The sequence below is a fragment of the Bradyrhizobium sp. 157 genome (assembly GCF_023073815.1).
Lineage (GTDB): Bacteria > Pseudomonadota > Alphaproteobacteria > Rhizobiales > Xanthobacteraceae > Bradyrhizobium.
Genome location: NZ_JADPKF010000120.1, coordinates 155,224 through 172,371 on the forward strand (window position 1 = coordinate 155,224; position 17,148 = coordinate 172,371).

Sequence of the window (17,148 nt, forward strand, 5' to 3'; positions counted from 1 at the left end):
CCAGTTCGGATCAGGCGACCAGCTTGGCGAACAGGTCCGCGTCGACGTTGCCGCCGGAAAGCACGATGACGACGTTCTTTCCCTTGGCATCGATGCGGCCGGCCAACAGTGCGGCGAGACCGACAGCCCCGCCGGGCTCGACCACCAGCTTCAATTCCCGGTAGGCATAGGCCACCGCCGCGCCGACTTCCTCATCGGATGCGGTCACGCCGTTTGCGAGCAGCTTGCTGTTGATCGAGAAGGTGAGTTCGCCCGGCATCGCTGCCATCAGCGCATCGCAGATGGTGCGGCCGGCGGCGTGATGCGCCTCGCGATGGCCGGCGCGGAGCGACAGGCCGTGATCATCATAGTCCTTGGGCTCGGCGACGATCACCTGCGCTTGCGGAAACTTTGCCTTCACAGCCGTCGCGACGCCGGCGATCAGCCCGCCGCCGGAGGCCGGCGCTACCACGATATCGGGCACGAGCCCAAGCGCCGTCATGTCCTCGGCGATTTCCCGGCCCACAGTGCCCTGCCCTGCAATGACGAAGGGATCGTCATATGGCCGGACCAGCGTCGCACCGCGTTTACCGGCGATGCCGTTGGCGATCGCTTCGCGGTCCTCCTTGTCGCGGTCGTAGAGCACCACCTCCGCGCCATAGCCCTTGGTGCGCTCGCGCTTGGTGACCGGAGAGTCCGCCGGCATCACGATGGTGGCCTGCATGTTGAGGATCTGCGCCGCCGCCGCCACGCCCTGGGCGTGGTTGCCGGAAGAGAATGCGACCACCCCGCCGCTACGCTTGTCCTGCGGGATCGAGGCCAGCTTGTTGAAGGCGCCGCGGAATTTGAACGATCCGGTCCGCTGCAGCATTTCGGGCTTCAGAAAGACCTTGGTCCCGACGCGCTCGTTGAGAACGGGGAACGACAACAGCGGCGTCCGCACCGCAAAGGGCGCGACCACCTTGGCGGCGGCCTCGATATCGGCCGCGCCAATGGGTGGATTTTGGACAGGTTCTGGCATCCGCAATTTGTATCGCGGTCGCCGACGGGCGGGCAAGACGATTTAGCGTGAACGTTATAGCGTTTTCGAGCGAAGCATGCCCTCGGACTTGATCCGTGGATGGCCACCGGTTCGCGTCAAGAAAACGCGTCAAAACAAGAATCTGGAGACCGGTTCTGATTCAAACCGAAAGACTCTAAGCGGCGAAATGCGGATTATCAGCCCCAAATTCGGCCACCTCGCCTTCCTGCTCGACCGAGCGCACGTTCAGGGCATGTTCGATGAAAACCCGCGTGGAGGCCTGCCAGGTGTGGGCGGCGGCGAATTCGACGCAATCTTCCCGCGAAACCTGCAGCGCCTCCAGGCAGGCCGTGCGCAGGTCCTCGTCCAGGATGCCGACCGGCGCCGAGCCGATCACGTCGCGTGGACCGGTGACCGGAAAGGCGGCAACCGGTAAACCGCTGGCCAGCGCCTCCAGCAGCACCAGGCCGAACGTGTCGGTCCTGCTGGGAAAGACGAAAATATCGGAGGCCGCGTAGATTTCGGCCAGTTCCTCGCCATGCCGCGCGCCGAGGAACACGGCGTCAGGATATTTCCGCTCCAGCGCCGCTCGGGCTGGCCCATCGCCGACAACGAGCTTGGTGCCGGGCAGATCGAGGTCGAGGAACGCCTCGAGATTCTTTTCAACCGCGATGCGACCGACGCTGAGGAACACCGGCATAGGCAGGCAGAGATCGGCGCTGCGCGGATGGAAGAGCGAGGTATCGACGCCGCGCGACCACAGCACAACGTTATGAAAGCCGCGCAGGCGCAATTCGGCTGCCAGCGCCGGCGTTGCTGCCATCACTGCCTGGCTCGGCCGGTGGAACCAGCGCAACACCCGCCACACCCAGGATTCCGGCACCGGCGAACGCGCCGAAACATATTCGGGAAAGCGGGTATGAAAGCTCGTGGTGAACGGCACGCCATGCTTGCGGCAATAGCGTCGCACCAAGAGTCCGATCGGGCCCTCGGTCGCGATATGAATGCTGTCGGGCTTTGCCGACTCGATCAGTTTTGCGACTTTGGCCGGGTACGGCAGAGCCAGCCGCAGATCGGGATAGCTCGGCATCGCGACGGTGCGAAACGATTGCGGCGTCAGGAAACTCACCTCGACGCCAAATCCCTTGGCCGCCTCTGCCATCATAGTCAGCGTCCGAACCACCCCGTTAACCTGGGGATGCCACGCATCGGTCGCGACCAGGATATGCGTCATGCGGCGCGCGCCGCGACGCGGGGAACGGGTGCTGCCCGGCGCTGTGGATCGGCCCAGGTGATGATCTCGAACCGGCCGTCCTCATGCTCGGCGAGCGCGGTGCAGCTTTCCACCCAGTCGCCGCAATTCATGTAGCGGATGCCGTGCTCGTCGCGGATGGTGGCGTAGTGGATGTGGCCGCAGATCACGCCGTCGGCGCCGTGCCGCCGCGCCTCACCTGCCAGCGTCTGTTCGAACGCACCGATATAGTTGACGGCGTTCTTGACCTTCAGCTTCGCCCATTGCGACAGCGACCAATAGGGCACACCGAACATGCGCCGGAAGAAGTTGACGAGGCGATTCATCTGAATGGCGAAGTCGTAGGCCTTGTCGCCGAGATGGGCGAGCCAGCGCGCGTTCTGCACAACGAGATCGAAGATGTCGCCGTGGATGATGAGATAGCGCTTGCCGTCGACGCCGGTGTGGATGGTGTTTTCTACCACGTCGATGCCGCCGAAATGGGTGCCGTAATAGTTGCGCAGGAACTCGTCGTGATTGCCCGGCACGTAGATGATCTTGGCGCCCTTGCGCGCCTTGCGCAGCATCTTCTGCACGAAGTCGTTGTGCGATTGCGGCCAGTACCAGCTCGACTTCAGCGCCCAACCATCGACGATATCGCCGACGAGGTAGATCGTATCGGCGTCGTGGCTCTTGAGGAAGTCCAGCAAACGATCGGCTTGCGAGCCGCGAGCTCCGAGATGGACGTCGGAGATAAACAAGGTGCGAAAGCGCCGTTCCGGGCTTTCTTCACTCAAGGAGTCACTACCCATACCTGTCCCCTGACAGATTTCTGTGACAGGGCGATGACTGTTCACGCCGCGATATTCCACGAGAATCAATGCCGCGCCCTACAACTTGCGGATAGCAGCGCGATGCGACAGACAAGCGACATTGGAGAGGCAACATCTCGACGTTGTCTCTGCCTCGTGCGTAATCGCGCATTAACCCATCATCAACGGCGTCAATTATCGTGGAAGATTAACCATCCCCGTAATTCAACGGATGCGCCGCGGCGCAAGAGCATGCGTAGCCCGGATGGAGCGCAGCGAAATCCGGGGCCAGTCTCACATGCGGATTCTGTTCCCGGATTACGCGGAGCCTGTCATCGGGCGCGCATTCGCGCGACCCGTTGGCTCCATCCGGGCTACGCGACTACGCGACGGCGGCTAGTAAAACTTATAAAAATGATGGATCGGCCCGTGACCGTGGCCGACGCTGAACCGGTCTGCCGCCGCAATCGCAGCGCTGACCCACGCCTTGGCGTTACGCACGGCGGTTTCCATGCCCTCGCCTTTCGCGAGCTCCGCTGCAATCGCCGAGGACAATGAGCAGCCGGTGCCGTGGGTGTTTTTCGTCGCAATGCGCGGCGCGGCCAGCGCGATAGTGCCGCTCGCGCCGATCAGATAGTCGACGCACTCGGCGCCCTCCCCATGGCCGCCCTTGATCAGCACCGCCTTGCACCCCATCGCCAGCAATCGCCTGCCCTGGCTTTCGACGGCGGACTCACCTGCAGCCACCGGTCCGTCGAGCAGCGCGGCGGCCTCCGGCAAATTGGGCGTAATGACCGAAGCAAGCGGAATGAGTTTTGTTCGCAGTGCCTCGACCGCTTCCGCAGCCAGCAGCCGGTCGCCGGAGGTTGCGACCATCACGGGATCGAGCACAACATGCTTCGGCGACCAGCGCTTGAGGCCGGCGACGATGGCGTCGATAACCGATGGCTGCGCCACCATGCCGATCTTGACCGCTCCGACGTCAAGATCGGAAAACACCGCATCGATCTGCGCGGTCACGAACTCGGCCGGCACCTGGTGGATACCGCTGACGCCTTCGGTATTCTGCGCGGTCAGCGCCGTGATTACGGAAGCGCCGTAGACGCCAAGCGCGGCAAGCGTCTTCAGGTCGGCCTGGATGCCGGCTCCCCCTGAGGAATCCGAGCCAGCGATGGTCAACGCGATCGGCGTCGTCATCGCAAGCCTCGTGCAAGTCGTCGGTTGAAGGCCATGGAGTGTCCTACCGCGCCATGCCATGGGCAGCAAGCTGGCTTGCCATTATCAGCGGTTTTTGGCCTATTGGGACCAACCAATTCGGAGACGACAGCGATGGTTCCCTTCTTCGTCCAGTTCAAATGCAAGCTTGGCCAATCCTATGCCGTCGCCAATGCGCTCGCGGAGGCCGAGATCGCCTCGGAGATCTATTCCACCGCCGGTGATTATGACCTGCTGGTCAAATTCTACGTCGACAAGGACACCGATATCGGCCACTTCGTCAACGAAAGGGTGCAGGTAATCCCGGGCATCCAGGACACCCACACCATCATCACCTTCAAGGCGTTCGGCACGGGTTAGGCATCGGCCCCGCCTTCCCCGGAATGAACGCAATGACGCTCACCCGCGGAAGCGCGAAGGGTGGCTCGAAAGACGACGGGCCGACTGTGGCCTATTCCTTCGAGGCTCGCGGAGCCTGCCATCGGGCCGCGCTTGACCCTGTGACGGAGGAGCTGCCAGCGCTGCGCGCCTGCCGCGCCAATTGAGCAACCCGACCGCAACGGATGGTTAACGACGTTAACCATGGCATGCTTTTGCCATATGAGGATCATCCTACCGCCTTGATATTTTTGATTACCTAGAGCGTCGTCAATCGGAAGCTCCGCGGCGGGGACGCTCCGAGGGGGAAACAGTCGCGAGTACCACCATGGGGACGCTGTACGATTTGCTCGGAGCGCTTCCGAGTGATGACGCCGAGGAATTGCGGAAGGCATTCCGCAAGGCCGCGAAAGCGACTCATCCCGATATCAATCCCGACAGTCCCGATGCTGCGCTGAGGTTTAGGGAACTCGTGCGCGCCTATGACATCCTGACCGACACCGAGCAGCGCGCGACCTACGATCAGTTGCTCGCCATTGCGCTGCAGCCGCCTGCCACGCAGGCAATCCAGACATACGAGACCGTACGAAAGGTCGCCTCTAACACGATGGCGGCAACGGTCATTTCCGCGGTGCTGGTCGGCGGCTACACCGTGTTCGGATTGTTTTCAAAACCGCCGGGCGCCGCCGAAATACTGGCCGACAGAACCGCCGGCGGCGCGCAGCAAGTTGCGGCCGTGCAGCCCGACGCTCCAGCGCAGGACGAACCGCGTATCCAGCGCGGTGGAGAGGTTTCGACCCGCGGAGCGGTCGCGCTCGCCTCCGTAGTGCCCGCAGCGAAGGAATCGGGCGCCGCCCCGATCGGCCGCTTCGAGCCTGTCCCGGCGTTTGCCACGTACAATTTGGGGGTTCAATATTATCCGCGCTTCGCAACCGCCCATTTCGATAGTGGAGTCGTGCTGTACCGGATGGGCGATTTCGATCGCTCGTTCGCCGACATTGCGTCGGCCAAACCTGCCACGGATTTGAAACGGACCAAAAATGCCACGCCCGCGCCGCGCAAGCCGTTGACGATCGTGCCCACCCTGCCGGAAAGGCGTGAGCCGATCACCGCAGCCTTGACGCCCTGACGGGGCGCGAAACGATTTCCGTCACGACTTTTCTGCGTCCTTCTTCTTCGGCCGCGGCGGTCCTTCGACCGGCGGCAACGACTTGACATACTCCGCGATGGCATCGCGATCTTCCGGCGGCAATTGCGAGGTGTTCTTGATCACACGCACCATCGATCCGCCGGCGCTGTCGCCATCCGGCGTTTGCCCCGTTTCCAGGAAGTAGGCGATATCCTTCGCGCTCCACTCGGCCAATCTCTTCTGGGTGATGTTGGGTATCCAGCCCTCGCCCTCCGGATTGGGCCCGCCTGCGAAGCGTTGCGCTTCGACGATGCCGCCGAGGAAATTGCGCGGGCTGTGACACTCGGCGCAATGGCCCATACCGTTGACGAGGTAAGCCCCGCGATTCCACGAGGTCGAATGTGAGGCGTCGGCTACGTGAGGCCTTCCGTCCATGAACAACCATTTCCAGACGCCGATGTTGCGGCGGATGTTGAATGGAAACGGAACGTCGTGATCGCGCGTCTTGCCGGTCACCGCTGGAAGCGTCTTCAGGTAGGCAAAGAGATCGCGCACGTCGTCGACGCTCGCGTGCTGGTACGACGTATATGGAAAGGCCGGAAAATAGTGCGCGCCGTCCGGCGACGTCCCCTTGAGCACCGCGGTCACGAAATCAGCCTCGCTCCACCGGCCAATACCGTAGGTGGGATCAGGCGAGATGTTGGGAACGTAAAACGTCCCGAACGGCGAAGGCATTGCTAGCCCGCCACCGAGCTTCAGCCGATCGGGCTGATTGGGAACGGCATGGCAGGAGGAACAGCCCCCGGCATTGAACGTTGTAACGCCGTTGGCAAGGTTCGGCGTGCGGGGAGGAAGCGAGGCTGGGGCAACGACCGCCGGGATCGTGAGCCACCAGAAAACACCGGCGCCGGCGACGCCAGCCAAAATCAAGCCAAGGAGAATTCGTCGCAGCATTCACTGATCCGTTGTCAGGGAGTCCTAAACTCAACAACCAGTATGGACGCACTTTGCGCCATAGGCTTCTGCGAAATTTCGGGCCTTTATCTGCGTTTCGGGAATAAATTCGGAAAGGCGTTGTTTTGAGGCTGACATCGCCGTTTTGACGTCCACCGGGAGAAACACCATGTCGAACAAGATCATGCTTGTCACGCTTGCGTTGGGGGCAGCGATTGCTTTTGCCGGACCCGCGTCTGCCGACAAGATGAAGGCGACACTCGACGGCAAGTCCCAGGTGCCGCCCAGCACCAGCGCAGGCACCGGTACCGCCGACATCGACTACGATCCCGCCAGCAAGAAGCTGAGCTGGAAGCTCTCCTATTCCGGCCTGTCTGGCCCAGCTACCGCCGCACATTTCCACGGGCCCGCAGAAGTTGGCAAGAATGCCGGTGTTGCTGTCGCCATTCCCAATGCGTCGTCGAGCCCAGTCGAGGGCAGCGCAACGTTGACCGATGCGCAGGCCGCGGATCTTGTGGCGGGCAGGTACTACATCAACATCCACACCGCAGCCAATCCGGGCGGCGAAATCCGCGGCCAGGTGACCAAATAAATTACGTCACCAAGTAAATTTGGTGACGAAGTAGGTAAGTTCGAACACGAGTAAACAAAACAAGAAAAGGCTAACACAAAAAGGGCGGACGCTTCGCGGCGTCCGCCCTCTTTTTGAGGCCAGAGCATGATCTGGAAAAAAATGTGTAGCGGTTTCCGAGAAGATCATGCTCAAAGTTAGAAATGCGATCAGCCCTTCTTGATCCGGTATGTCTCGTGGCAGCCACCGCACTGCTTGCCGATGACAGGCAGTTCCGCCTTTAGCGTGTCGAGATTCTTGATCTTGCCTTTGGCGTCGGCGACGACCTTGGCGAAGCTCTTAATTTGGGACTCGAAGCCGGCCTTGTCTTCCCAGATTTTCGGCGAGGGATCGTAATCACCCTCCAGCTTAACACCTTTCATGCTCTCGGGGAACAACGTCGGAAGGTTCTTGGCGGTGTCTTCGAACTGGGCCAACGCGGCATTGACAGTCGATTGGTCGTAGGGCTTTTCGCCTTTAACCATCGCCGACAACGCGCCGGCGTTCTTGCCATTGTCCTTCATCATGGCCTGGGTCCGCTTGACCTGATCCTGCTGTGCAACGACCGCACCGGCACTGAATGCAAGCACAGCTGCGACGACGACGATCCGCTTCATTGGCTAAATCCCCTTCAATTCAGGTTTGTACCGGCCCCAAAAAGTGGTGCGGACCGGCTGTTTGTAAACACCGCATGCGGTGCAACATTCCGCATGCGACAAAATATCAGAGATTATGCTGTTTCTGCGCCTCGCGGATTGCGATCCAAACCCGTTCGGCCGTAGCCGGCATGTCGATGTGGTCGATCTTGTACTCGCGCGACAGGCCCTCGATGATCGCGTTGACCACCGCGGGGCAAGAGCCTATCGCGCCCGCCTCGCCTGCACCCTTGACGCCGAGCGGATTGGTCGTGCACGGCACGTTGTGCGTTTCGAAATGGAACGACGGACCGTCGGAAGCCCGCGGCACCGCATAATCCATGAAGGTGCCGGTGACGAGCTGGCCGTCGGTTGCGCTATAGACCGCCTGCTCCATCAAGGCCTGACCGATACCCTGCATCGCCCCGCCATGCACCTGGCCGGCGAGCAGCAGCGGATTGAGCGTGACCCCGAAATCGTCGACGATGACATAGTTGACGATTCTGATGATTCCGGTGGCGGGATCGATCTCGACTTCGGCGAGATGCGTGCCGTTCGGGTAAGTGCCGTCGGCCTGCGCAAACGTCGCGCTCGCATTCAGTTTCGACGGATCAACACCCGGGCGCTTTGCGAGATCGGCGAAGCTGATCGAGCGATCGGTGCCCGCGATGCGCACGACGCCATTGCTGATCTCGAGGTCCCCGGCGCTGGTCTCCAGCGCTTCGGCCGCGATCTCCTTCAGCTTGTTGCCGAGTTCGCGGGTGGCGCGCTCGACGCTGACGCCGCCGGTCGGGATCGACGCCGAGCCGCCGGTGCCGAGCCCGGTGGCGATCATGTCGGTGTCGCCCTGCAAGACATGAACACGCTCCGGCGGCACGCCGAACTGCTCGGCAACGAGCTGCGCATAGGCAGTCTGGTGGCCCTGCCCGCTCGACTGCGTGCCGATCAGAATGTTGATGTCGCCGTTGGGATCGAGCGCGACCTTAGCGGTCTCCTCGCCCATCGTGCCGCAGATCTCGACATAGCAGGACATGCCGATGCCGCGCACGAGACCTTGCTTCTTCGCCGCCTTGGCGCGCTTCGGAAATTCCTTCCAGTTGGCGACTTCCATCGCGCGCTTCATATGCGCGGTGAAGTCGCCGGAATCGTAGACCTTTCCGGTCGCGGTCTTGTAGGGCATCGCCTTCGGCGGAATGAAGTTCTTGCGCCGGATCGCATCCGGCGTCATCCCGAGCTTTCGCGCGGCCGCATCGACCAGACGTTCAATCACATAGGCCGCTTCGGGGCGCCCAGCGCCGCGATAGGCGTCGACCGGCACGGTGTTGGTGAACACGGTGCGGACGCGGCAGTGGAAGGCCTGGATGTCGTAGAGCCCCGGCAACATGCCGGCGCCGCCATGCGGGATGTAGGGCCCGAAGGTCGAGAGATAGGCGCCCATGTCGCCCATAAGATCAACGTCCATGCCGAGGAATTTGCCGTCCTCGGCCAACGCCATCTTCGCCGTCGTGACGTTGTCGCGGCCCTGCGCGTCGCCCATGAAGTGATCGGAGCGATCGGCGGTCCATTTGACGGTCTTGCGCAGCTTGCGCGCCGCCACCGAAATCAGCGCATATTCGCGATAGGGAAACAGTTTCGTGCCGAAGCCGCCGCCGACGTCGGGACAGATCACCCGCATCTTCTCCATCGGAATCTTCAGCACCATGCCGCACAGGATTTCGCGCAGGCGATGGCTACCCTGGCTGCCGATGGTCAGCGTCAGGTGATCGCGCTTGGCGTCGTATTCGGCGACCGCGGCGCGCGTTTCCATAAAGTTGGTGATGACGCGCGGGTTGACGATCGATATCTCGGCAATCGCATGCGCCTTGGCAAAGGCGGCCTCGGCCGCCTTCTTGTCACCGATCGACACGTCGAATAGCACGTTGCCGGGCTTGTCGGGCCAGACCAGCGGCGCGTCTTTCTTTACGGCATTGACGACGCCGACCACCGACGGAAGCGGTGTCCATTTGACGTCGATCGCCTCGATCGCGTCGCGCGCCCGGTCGATGGTGTCGGCGACCACGAAGGCGACGGCGTCGCCAACATGGCGCACCTCGTCCTTGGGAAGAATCGGATAGGGCGGGCCGGTGAACGGATCGACTTCCAAGTTGAACAGGCACGGCAGGTCGCCGAGATCCCTGACGTCGTCGGCGGTCAGGATCGCAGCCACGCCCGGCATCCCGCGGGCCTTGGTGATGTTGAGGGTGAATTTCGCGTGCGCATGCGGCGAGCGCAGCATCAGCGCGTGCAATGCCGGCTGTGGCGAATGGTCGTCGGTATAGCGGCCCTTGCCGCGAATGAGCGCATCGTCTTCCTTGCGGAGGACGCTTTGACCGACGCCGAACTTGATGGGAGCTGCCATCGTATCTCCAATTGTCCTGGAGCACGATGACGCCTCTTACCGTCATCCGCCCCATCGTTTTTGGTTTGAGCATGGCCGTTTCGGAAAACCGGTAACCACCTTTCCGGATCATGCTCTAGAAGCGTTCCATATTGCAGTGGTTCGGGCGTCAGCGCAAACCGCTTTCGCCCGACTAGCCACAGCACTGGCGCAACGGAATCGCCGCGTAGCCCAATCCTTTTCGCGCTTGCACAACATAAAAAAAGCCCCGGACAATGCCGGGGCTTTGATTTTACGGGAGGAAGAGAACGCCGCAATCAATACTTCGCGACCACCGGGCCGCCGAAGGTGTAGTTCAGGCCGACACGCAGGACGTGGTCGTGGAAGCGTGTGTCTACGTCGGCGCGGATCGCGCTGGCTGGTGCGAGCGTGAAGGAGCCTGCCCGGAAGCTGTCGAAATCCATGTAAAGGTATTCGAGCTTGGCGCTCCAGTTGGTGGTGATCTTGCCTTCAACACCAGCGCCAACCGTCCAGCCGAAGCGGATATCATCGTTCGAGGAAACCGAGGCCACCGCAACACCGGCCGGCGTCACGCCAGCCATCGTGCCGGTGGTCTTGAACGAGCCATAGGCGAGACCGCCGGTGCCGTAGAACAGAACCCGGGGAGTTGCGAGAACACCGACGCGGCCGCGCAGGGTGCCGAACCATTCGAGGTGCGTATCAACGGCGAGGCTGGTCCCGGTCACGCCCGGCGGCAGGAACGTCAGACCGGGAAGACATGGCCCGCCGACGCCCGTCGCGGCGCAGCTTAGTACGCCCCTGCCCTTCTCGTCCGACCACTGTGCGTCCGCTTCCAGACCGAACACCCAGTTGTTGGCTTGCCAGTTGTAGCCGATCTGGCCACCCGCAATGGCGCCGTCCATATTGTAGCCGGCGCCGAGAATGGAGCCCGCGGGCGGCACGATCGGCAGGCCGGTCAGCGTGTTGAAATAAGAAACGTCCGAATGGCCGCGGCCCCAGCTATAGCCGGCGTTACCGCCGATATAGAAGCCGGTCCAGTTCCAGACCTCGACCACAGGCGGCGGCGCCTTGGTGTAGCGCGGCGCCATATCGGCTGCGGATGCTACTGAAGTCGCAGCCATAACAGCCAGTGCCGAAGCCGCAATTGCCTTGAAAGCTGAAACGCGCATGGGTGCCCCTCTGAAAACCACTAATTAAATCTGAGCTCAACTTAACGCGGAGTCGCGCCCTAATCATTTACGGATCGGCCGCAAATGGCGTTTTGTGGGCGCCTGTTGCAAAAATGCCCTAATACGGCCATGACGCGCCTTATTCATTATTCGCTTTTGTCTACAGCGGCTTAGGACCAGACCTCCGGTCACGCAGCAGCGCGAATATCCACCCCCGGCCAAACAGCAGCATGATTGCGACCCCGTACACGAATGCACCGGTCACGATCAGCAACGCCAATGCGGTCTCATCGCGGAAGGTGTGCATCTGCGCGAAATAGACGTTCGCGAATCGCGCGGTGGCCCACAGCGCGGCGCCGAGCACGACACCGGCCGTGGCGAACTTGGCGAGCGACGTCATCCAGGCGCGATCGAGTTGGAGGTAGCCCGCCCGCACCGCGAAGGCGAGCACCAGCAAAAGATTGACCCACGCCCCAATGGCGGTGGCGAGCGCCAGGCCAATCTGCGCCAGCGCGCCCATCAATGCGACTTTGAGCGCCACGTTGACGGCAACGCCGATCAGCGCCGCCTTGACCGGCGTCGCGGTGTCGTGACGGGCATAGAAGGTCGCCACTGCACTGCGGATAGTCACGAACGGGATGAGTCCGATTGCGTAAGCGGCCAGCGTGGCGCCGGCAGCCACCGCATCCGCGTTCGAGAACGCGCCACGCGCAAACATCGCGCGCATGATCACATCAGGCACGATCAGGAAGGCGGCGACGAAGGGTACCGAAAACAGCAGCGAGAATTCGAACGCCCGCCGCTGCGCGGCGGATGCACCAGTGATATCGTTCGCCGTGAGGCGCCGCGACATTTCCGGCAGCAACACGGTGCCGATCGCGATCCCGATCACGCCGATCGGCAACTGGTTGAGACGGTCGGCGTAATACAGCGCCGAAAGCGCGCCCGCCGGCAGAAAGGTCGCGATGATCGTATCGGCAAACAGCGCTATCTGCGTTCCCATCGAGCCGATGGTCGCAGGTCCCAGCGCCCGAAAGAACGCGCGCACGTCTTCATCGAATTTGATCAAAGCGAATTTCGGCAGGATGCCGGTCTTTGCCGCATCACCCGCCAGCAGCAGGAATTCGAGAATGCCGGCGAGCAGAACGCCCCATGCGGCGGCGTAGCCCGCGCCCGGAAAGAACGCCGCCAGCGCCAGGGTCGCCATCATCGACAGATTGAGGAAGATCGGCGCGGCGGCGGCGCTGGCGAAGCGATGCATCACGTTGAGCATGCCGCCGTACAGCGTCACCAGCGTGATCAGCAGCAAATACGGAAACGTGATCCGCGTCAGCGATATTGCCAGTTCGCCGCGCGCCGGATCGTCCTTGAACCCCGGCGCGAGAACGGCGATCACTTCGGGCATGAACACCCAGGCCACAACCAGCAAAATAATTTGGGCGGCGAACAAGAGCGTGAATATCCGGTCGGCGAACAGTTTTGCCGATGCTTCGCTGTTGCCGTGCAGATGCGCATAGGCCGGCACGAAGGCGGCGTTGAAGGCGCCTTCGGCGAAGATTGCGCGAAAATGATTGGGCAGCCGCAGCGCCACGAAGAACGCGTCCGCGACGGGACCCGCGCCGAGAATCGCGGCGAGCATGATATCGCGCGCGAATCCGGTCAGCCGCGAAAGCAGCGTGTAACCGCCGACGGTGAAGATGCGTCCGAGCATGCGCCGCTTCTAGCGCATATCGCGAGACAGGGAAATCAGGCAGCTAACGTTTAGGCATGATCCGGTCCGAAAGCCGGAAGGCCACTTTGCGCTAACGCGGCCGTTCGGGTCGCCATCATGCCTGAAGCGCGCCGCGCACCGCCTCGATGACGCGATCCTGCGTCGGCTCGTCGAGATAGGCGTGAATCGGCAGGCTGAGGACATCGTCCGAGAGCTTTTCGCTCGCCGGCAACCCGCCATCCGCAATCGGAAAATCCCGGTAAGCGGTCTGTTGATGCATCGATTTCGTGTAATAGACCATCGTCGGAACGCCCTGCGCCTTCAGCGCTGCCGCAAAACCGTCGCGGTCGGTGCCCTTTGGCAGGCGGATGGTGTACTGCGCCCAAACTGAGGTGCATCCGGAAGCCAACCGCGGCACCGCCACGAAATTGCCAAGACCGCGCGCATAGCGCTCCGCAACGCGGTTGCGGGCCGCGATCTCGTCTTCGAAAATCTTCAACTTCTCGATCAGGACCGCCGCCTGCATGGTGTCGAGACGTCCGGTCAGGCCAAGGCGGACATTGTCGTATTTGTCGGAGCCCTGGCCGTGCACGCGGATGCTGCGCAGCGTCTCGGCAAGTTTGTCATCGTCGGTAAATATGGCGCCGCCATCGCCGAAACAGCCGAGCGGCTTGGTCGGGAAGAAGCTGGTCGCGGTCGCAAGTCCCAAAGCGCCGATACGGCGGCCCTTGTAGCTCGCGCCAAAACCCTGCGCGGCGTCGTCGAGCACGAACAGGCCTTCGGCCGCTGCGACCTTGGCGATCGCATCGTGGTCGGCGCTTTGGCCGAACAGGTCGACGGGGATCACGGCGCGCGGCTTCAGGCCGCGCTGCCTGGCGGTTGCGATGCCGCGCTTGAGCGAGGCGGCATCCATATTGAAGGTTGCTTCATCGACGTCGACGAACACCGGCGTTGCACCGGTCAACGCGACGGCTTCACCGGTCGCGCAGAACGTGAAGGATGGACACAGGACGGCGTCCCCCGGGCCGACTTCCTTGGCCATCAGCACCATCAAAAGCGCGTCGGTGCCGCTCGCGCAGCTCACGACATGCTTGGCGCCGCAAAAATCGGCCAACGCCTTCTCCAGCACGGCGACTTCCGGACCATTGATGAAGAGGCAATGGCTCGTCACACGCGAGATCGCCTCATCGATCGATGTGCCGAGCCGACGGCGCTGCGAGGCGAGATCATAGAAGGGAACGGGTTCTGGACGCATGTGCTGGTTCATGGAGCCTTACAGAAGTCTAAAATGAGAGGTTCTCAGCCGGCGATGCGGCGCGGTCCCTTGCGCACGGCGGAGGCCGCGGGCTTGGCGGGCTGCTCGAGGCAGCGAATCGCGATCTCGAGACTGGCGACGCCCTCGTCGCCGGAAACCGCCGGCACATTGCCGGTGCGGACGGCATCGAGGAATGCAATCAGCTCGGCGCGCAGCGGCTCATCATGGCCGACCGGCAGATGCCGCATCGAGTAGCTGCCGTCGGGCTTGAAGCCGAAGCACTCGGTCACCTGCCGTGTCAAAAGATCGCCCATTACATATTTGCCGCGGGTTGCGACCGTAACGCTGCGCGCCTTGAACGGCGTCAGCCAGTTGGTGTTGATATGGGCAAGCACGCCGGAGGCGGTGCGGAATTGCAGGAGCGCGATATCCTCGCGCTCGGCAACCGCGCTGGAAAGCTGCGGCTGCACCTCGATGATATCGGACTCGGTGAACCAGCGGATCAGGTCGATATCGTGGACGGCGAGATCGATCACGACGCCGACATTGGACATCCGCGGCGGAAACGGCCCGACGCGGGTGATGCCAATCGAAAGAATGTCCTCGCCCGCGATCGCCTGCTTGATCGCGGCGACTGCTGGATTGAAGCGCTCGACATGGCCGACCATGAGCGTCACGCCGGCGCTCTTCGCGGCATTCACGATGTCCTGCCCCTCTTCCACCGTCGTAGCGACCGGCTTCTCGACCAGGAGGTGGATATTGCGGGTGATGCAGGCCAGCGCAATCTCGTGATGAAGATGGGTCGGCGCCGCGATCGTCACGGCATCGACGCCCTCGTCAAACAGCTCGTCGAGCTCGGCGAAGGCGCGGCAGCCGGCGAGCGCGGTGGCGCGCGCGCGGTGTTCGGGCAACGGATCGACAATGCCGACCAGCGTCACGCCGGGTAGACCAGCCAGCACGCGGGCATGGTTGCTGCCCATCACGCCCGCGCCGACCACGCCGACGCGCAAGGCGCGTCTTGTGCCGGCCTTCGCGTCGAATGCGGCCCCTTTGGAACTCATGATTTGTCGACCCCAAGCAGATATTCTAGGCAGATTCCAAGCAGAACTGCGCCGGTAGTATCCCCGGGGGTTCTCTAGCACGCCATCACAGATGTGGCGAACGCGATCGACGGTTTTCGGACACGTTTTGATTCAAAGAATTACAACCGCCGGCCCGGTAAAACTACGGTGGGGTCAACTGCGCTGGTAGTCGTCCTCGATGCGGATGATGTCGTCCTCGCCGAAATAGCTGCCGGTCTGGACCTCGATCAGTTCGAGTTGGATCTTGCCCGGATTTTCCAACCGGTGCACCGCGCCGATCGGGATGTAGATCGATTCGTTCTCGTGCACGGTCTTGACCAGCTCGTTGACCGTCACCTGCGCCGTTCCGCGCACCACGATCCAGTGCTCGGCGCGGTGGTGGTGTTTCTGCAGCGACAGGCGCCCGCCCGGCTTGACGATGATGCGCTTGACCTGATGCCGGTCGCCATTGTCGACCGACTGATAGGATCCCCAGGGACGATGCACCCTGATGTGGTCTTCCGTCACCTGCGGCGCCACTGTCTTCAGTTTCGCGACCAGCCGCTTCAGCCCGTTGGCATCCTTTTGCCTGGAGACCAGCACGGCGTCCTGGGTTGCGACCACCACGAGGTCGTCGACGCCTTCGAGCGCGACCAGCGCGCGATCGGTCGATACGTTGCAATTGCGCGAATCCTCAAACACGGCTGCGCCGCGCGCCGCGTTGCCCTCGCCGTCCTTGCCGGACAATTCCCACACCGCATGCCAGGAGCCGACATCGGACCAGCCGCACGCGACCGGCACGACCGCGGCACGCGAGGTCTTTTCCATCACCGCATAGTCGATCGAGATCGATTTCGCCGATCCGAATGCGGCCTCGTCGAGCTTGACGAAGCCGAGGTCGGTGCCCGCTTTCGTCACTGCATCAGTGACGGCTTGGACGCTGTCCGCATCAACCTTGCCATACTCATCCGACAGCACGGCGGCGCGGAACATGAAGTTGCCGCTGTTCCAGAGATAGCCTGACTTGACGTAATCAGCCGCGGTTGCCGGATCGGGCTTCTCGACGAACTTCGCGACTGCGCGAACCTTGCCGGAAATGACCTCGCCGGGATTGATGTAGCCATATTCGGTGGCGGCGCGTTCGGGCTGCACGCCGAACGTCACGATGTGCCCGGCTTCCGCGGCAGCCAGCCCCTCGCGGCAGGCGGCGAGGAAAGCGGGCGTGTCGCGCACCACATGGTCGGCAGCAAGCGCCAGCACGATCGCATCCTTGTCGCGCGCCTGTGCAAAGGCGGCGCCGGCCGCGATCGCAGGCCCGGAATCGCGCCGCATCGGTTCGAGAAGCACGTCGGCTTCCAGTCCGATCTCCGCCAGTTGCTCGAGCACCATGAAGCGATAGGCGTTGTTGGTGATGATGACGGGCCGTTCGAACAGACCAGCATCGGAAACCCGCAACAGCGTATCCTGGAACGTCGAGCGCGCGCCGAACAGGGACAGGAACTGCTTGGGATGAACTTCGCGCGAGGCCGGCCACAACCGCGTTCCCGCGCCGCCGCACATGATCAGGGGAATTATTCGTCGGTTCATCGG

15 protein-coding genes are annotated in these 17,148 nt (G+C 62.4%); 3 read left to right on the forward strand and 12 right to left on the reverse strand.

The window, feature by feature from the left end:
* Positions 1-10: 10 nt before the first annotated feature.
* From IVA95_RS36375 to thiD, 4 genes are all read right to left on the reverse strand, one after another.
* Positions 11-1,000, reverse strand: coding sequence for a threonine/serine dehydratase (locus IVA95_RS36375; RefSeq protein WP_247514885.1), 990 nt, complete (start codon positions 998-1,000; stop codon positions 11-13).
* A gap of 175 nt (positions 1,001-1,175) precedes the next feature.
* Positions 1,176-2,234, reverse strand: a complete 1,059-nt coding sequence (locus IVA95_RS36380) for a glycosyltransferase family 1 protein (protein ID WP_247514886.1) — start codon at positions 2,232-2,234, stop codon at positions 1,176-1,178.
* Positions 2,231-3,043 carry a UDP-2,3-diacylglucosamine diphosphatase gene (locus IVA95_RS36385; RefSeq protein WP_247514887.1) on the reverse strand — a complete coding sequence of 271 codons (813 nt, stop codon included), beginning with the start codon at positions 3,041-3,043 and terminating at the stop codon, positions 2,231-2,233. The genes IVA95_RS36380 and IVA95_RS36385 overlap by 4 nt, the downstream gene beginning before the upstream one ends.
* Before the next feature lie 396 nt (positions 3,044-3,439).
* The gene (gene thiD / locus IVA95_RS36390) at positions 3,440-4,240 is read right to left on the reverse strand and encodes a bifunctional hydroxymethylpyrimidine kinase/phosphomethylpyrimidine kinase (protein ID WP_247514888.1); all 801 of its coding nucleotides are present in this window, start codon (positions 4,238-4,240) and stop codon (positions 3,440-3,442) included.
* Positions 4,241-4,372: 132 nt separating this feature from the next.
* Between thiD and IVA95_RS36395 the strand changes: the two genes are divergently transcribed.
* Together IVA95_RS36395 and IVA95_RS36400 are read left to right on the forward strand one after the other, a co-directional pair.
* A complete protein-coding gene (locus IVA95_RS36395) occupies positions 4,373-4,618 on the forward strand; it encodes an Lrp/AsnC ligand binding domain-containing protein (RefSeq protein WP_213256806.1) in 246 nt (81 codons plus the stop codon).
* Positions 4,619-4,964: 346 nt separating this feature from the next.
* Positions 4,965-5,765, forward strand: coding sequence for a J domain-containing protein (locus tag IVA95_RS36400; protein WP_247514889.1), 801 nt, complete (start codon positions 4,965-4,967; stop codon positions 5,763-5,765).
* A 21-nt stretch (positions 5,766-5,786) separates the two neighbouring features.
* On the opposite strand, the gene IVA95_RS36405 is transcribed toward IVA95_RS36400, so the two are convergent.
* Entirely contained in the window at positions 5,787-6,719 is a 933-nt protein-coding gene (locus tag IVA95_RS36405; protein ID WP_247514890.1) for a cytochrome c, read from the reverse strand.
* A 169-nt stretch (positions 6,720-6,888) separates the two neighbouring features.
* Between IVA95_RS36405 and IVA95_RS36410 the strand changes: the two genes are divergently transcribed.
* Positions 6,889-7,311, forward strand: a complete 423-nt coding sequence (locus tag IVA95_RS36410) for a CHRD domain-containing protein (RefSeq protein WP_247514891.1) — start codon at positions 6,889-6,891, stop codon at positions 7,309-7,311.
* A 188-nt stretch (positions 7,312-7,499) separates the two neighbouring features.
* On the opposite strand, the gene IVA95_RS36415 is transcribed toward IVA95_RS36410, so the two are convergent.
* The 7 genes from IVA95_RS36415 to IVA95_RS36445 form a co-directional block, all read right to left on the reverse strand.
* Positions 7,500-7,946, reverse strand: a complete 447-nt coding sequence (locus IVA95_RS36415) for a cytochrome c (RefSeq protein ID WP_213256795.1) — start codon at positions 7,944-7,946, stop codon at positions 7,500-7,502.
* Positions 7,947-8,052: 106 nt separating this feature from the next.
* Positions 8,053-10,362 (reverse strand): xanthine dehydrogenase family protein molybdopterin-binding subunit, encoded by a 2,310-nt coding sequence (locus IVA95_RS36420; RefSeq protein ID WP_247514892.1) that lies wholly within the window; start codon positions 10,360-10,362, stop codon positions 8,053-8,055.
* 296 nt (positions 10,363-10,658) lie between these two features.
* Complete coding sequence (locus tag IVA95_RS36425; RefSeq protein WP_247514893.1) at positions 10,659-11,531, reverse strand: outer membrane protein; 873 nt, start codon at positions 11,529-11,531, stop codon at positions 10,659-10,661.
* Between the two features lie 160 nt (positions 11,532-11,691).
* A complete protein-coding gene (gene murJ, locus IVA95_RS36430; RefSeq protein WP_247514894.1) occupies positions 11,692-13,242 on the reverse strand; it encodes a murein biosynthesis integral membrane protein MurJ in 1,551 nt (516 codons plus the stop codon).
* Positions 13,243-13,357: 115 nt separating this feature from the next.
* Positions 13,358-14,509, reverse strand: a complete 1,152-nt coding sequence (locus IVA95_RS36435) for a DegT/DnrJ/EryC1/StrS family aminotransferase (protein WP_247514895.1) — start codon at positions 14,507-14,509, stop codon at positions 13,358-13,360.
* 32 nt (positions 14,510-14,541) lie between these two features.
* Positions 14,542-15,558, reverse strand: coding sequence for a Gfo/Idh/MocA family oxidoreductase (locus tag IVA95_RS36440; RefSeq protein WP_247514896.1), 1,017 nt, complete (start codon positions 15,556-15,558; stop codon positions 14,542-14,544).
* Between the two features lie 174 nt (positions 15,559-15,732).
* A complete protein-coding gene (locus tag IVA95_RS36445) occupies positions 15,733-17,145 on the reverse strand; it encodes a mannose-1-phosphate guanylyltransferase/mannose-6-phosphate isomerase (protein WP_247514897.1) in 1,413 nt (470 codons plus the stop codon).
* Between the last annotated feature and the right edge of the window lie 3 nt (positions 17,146-17,148).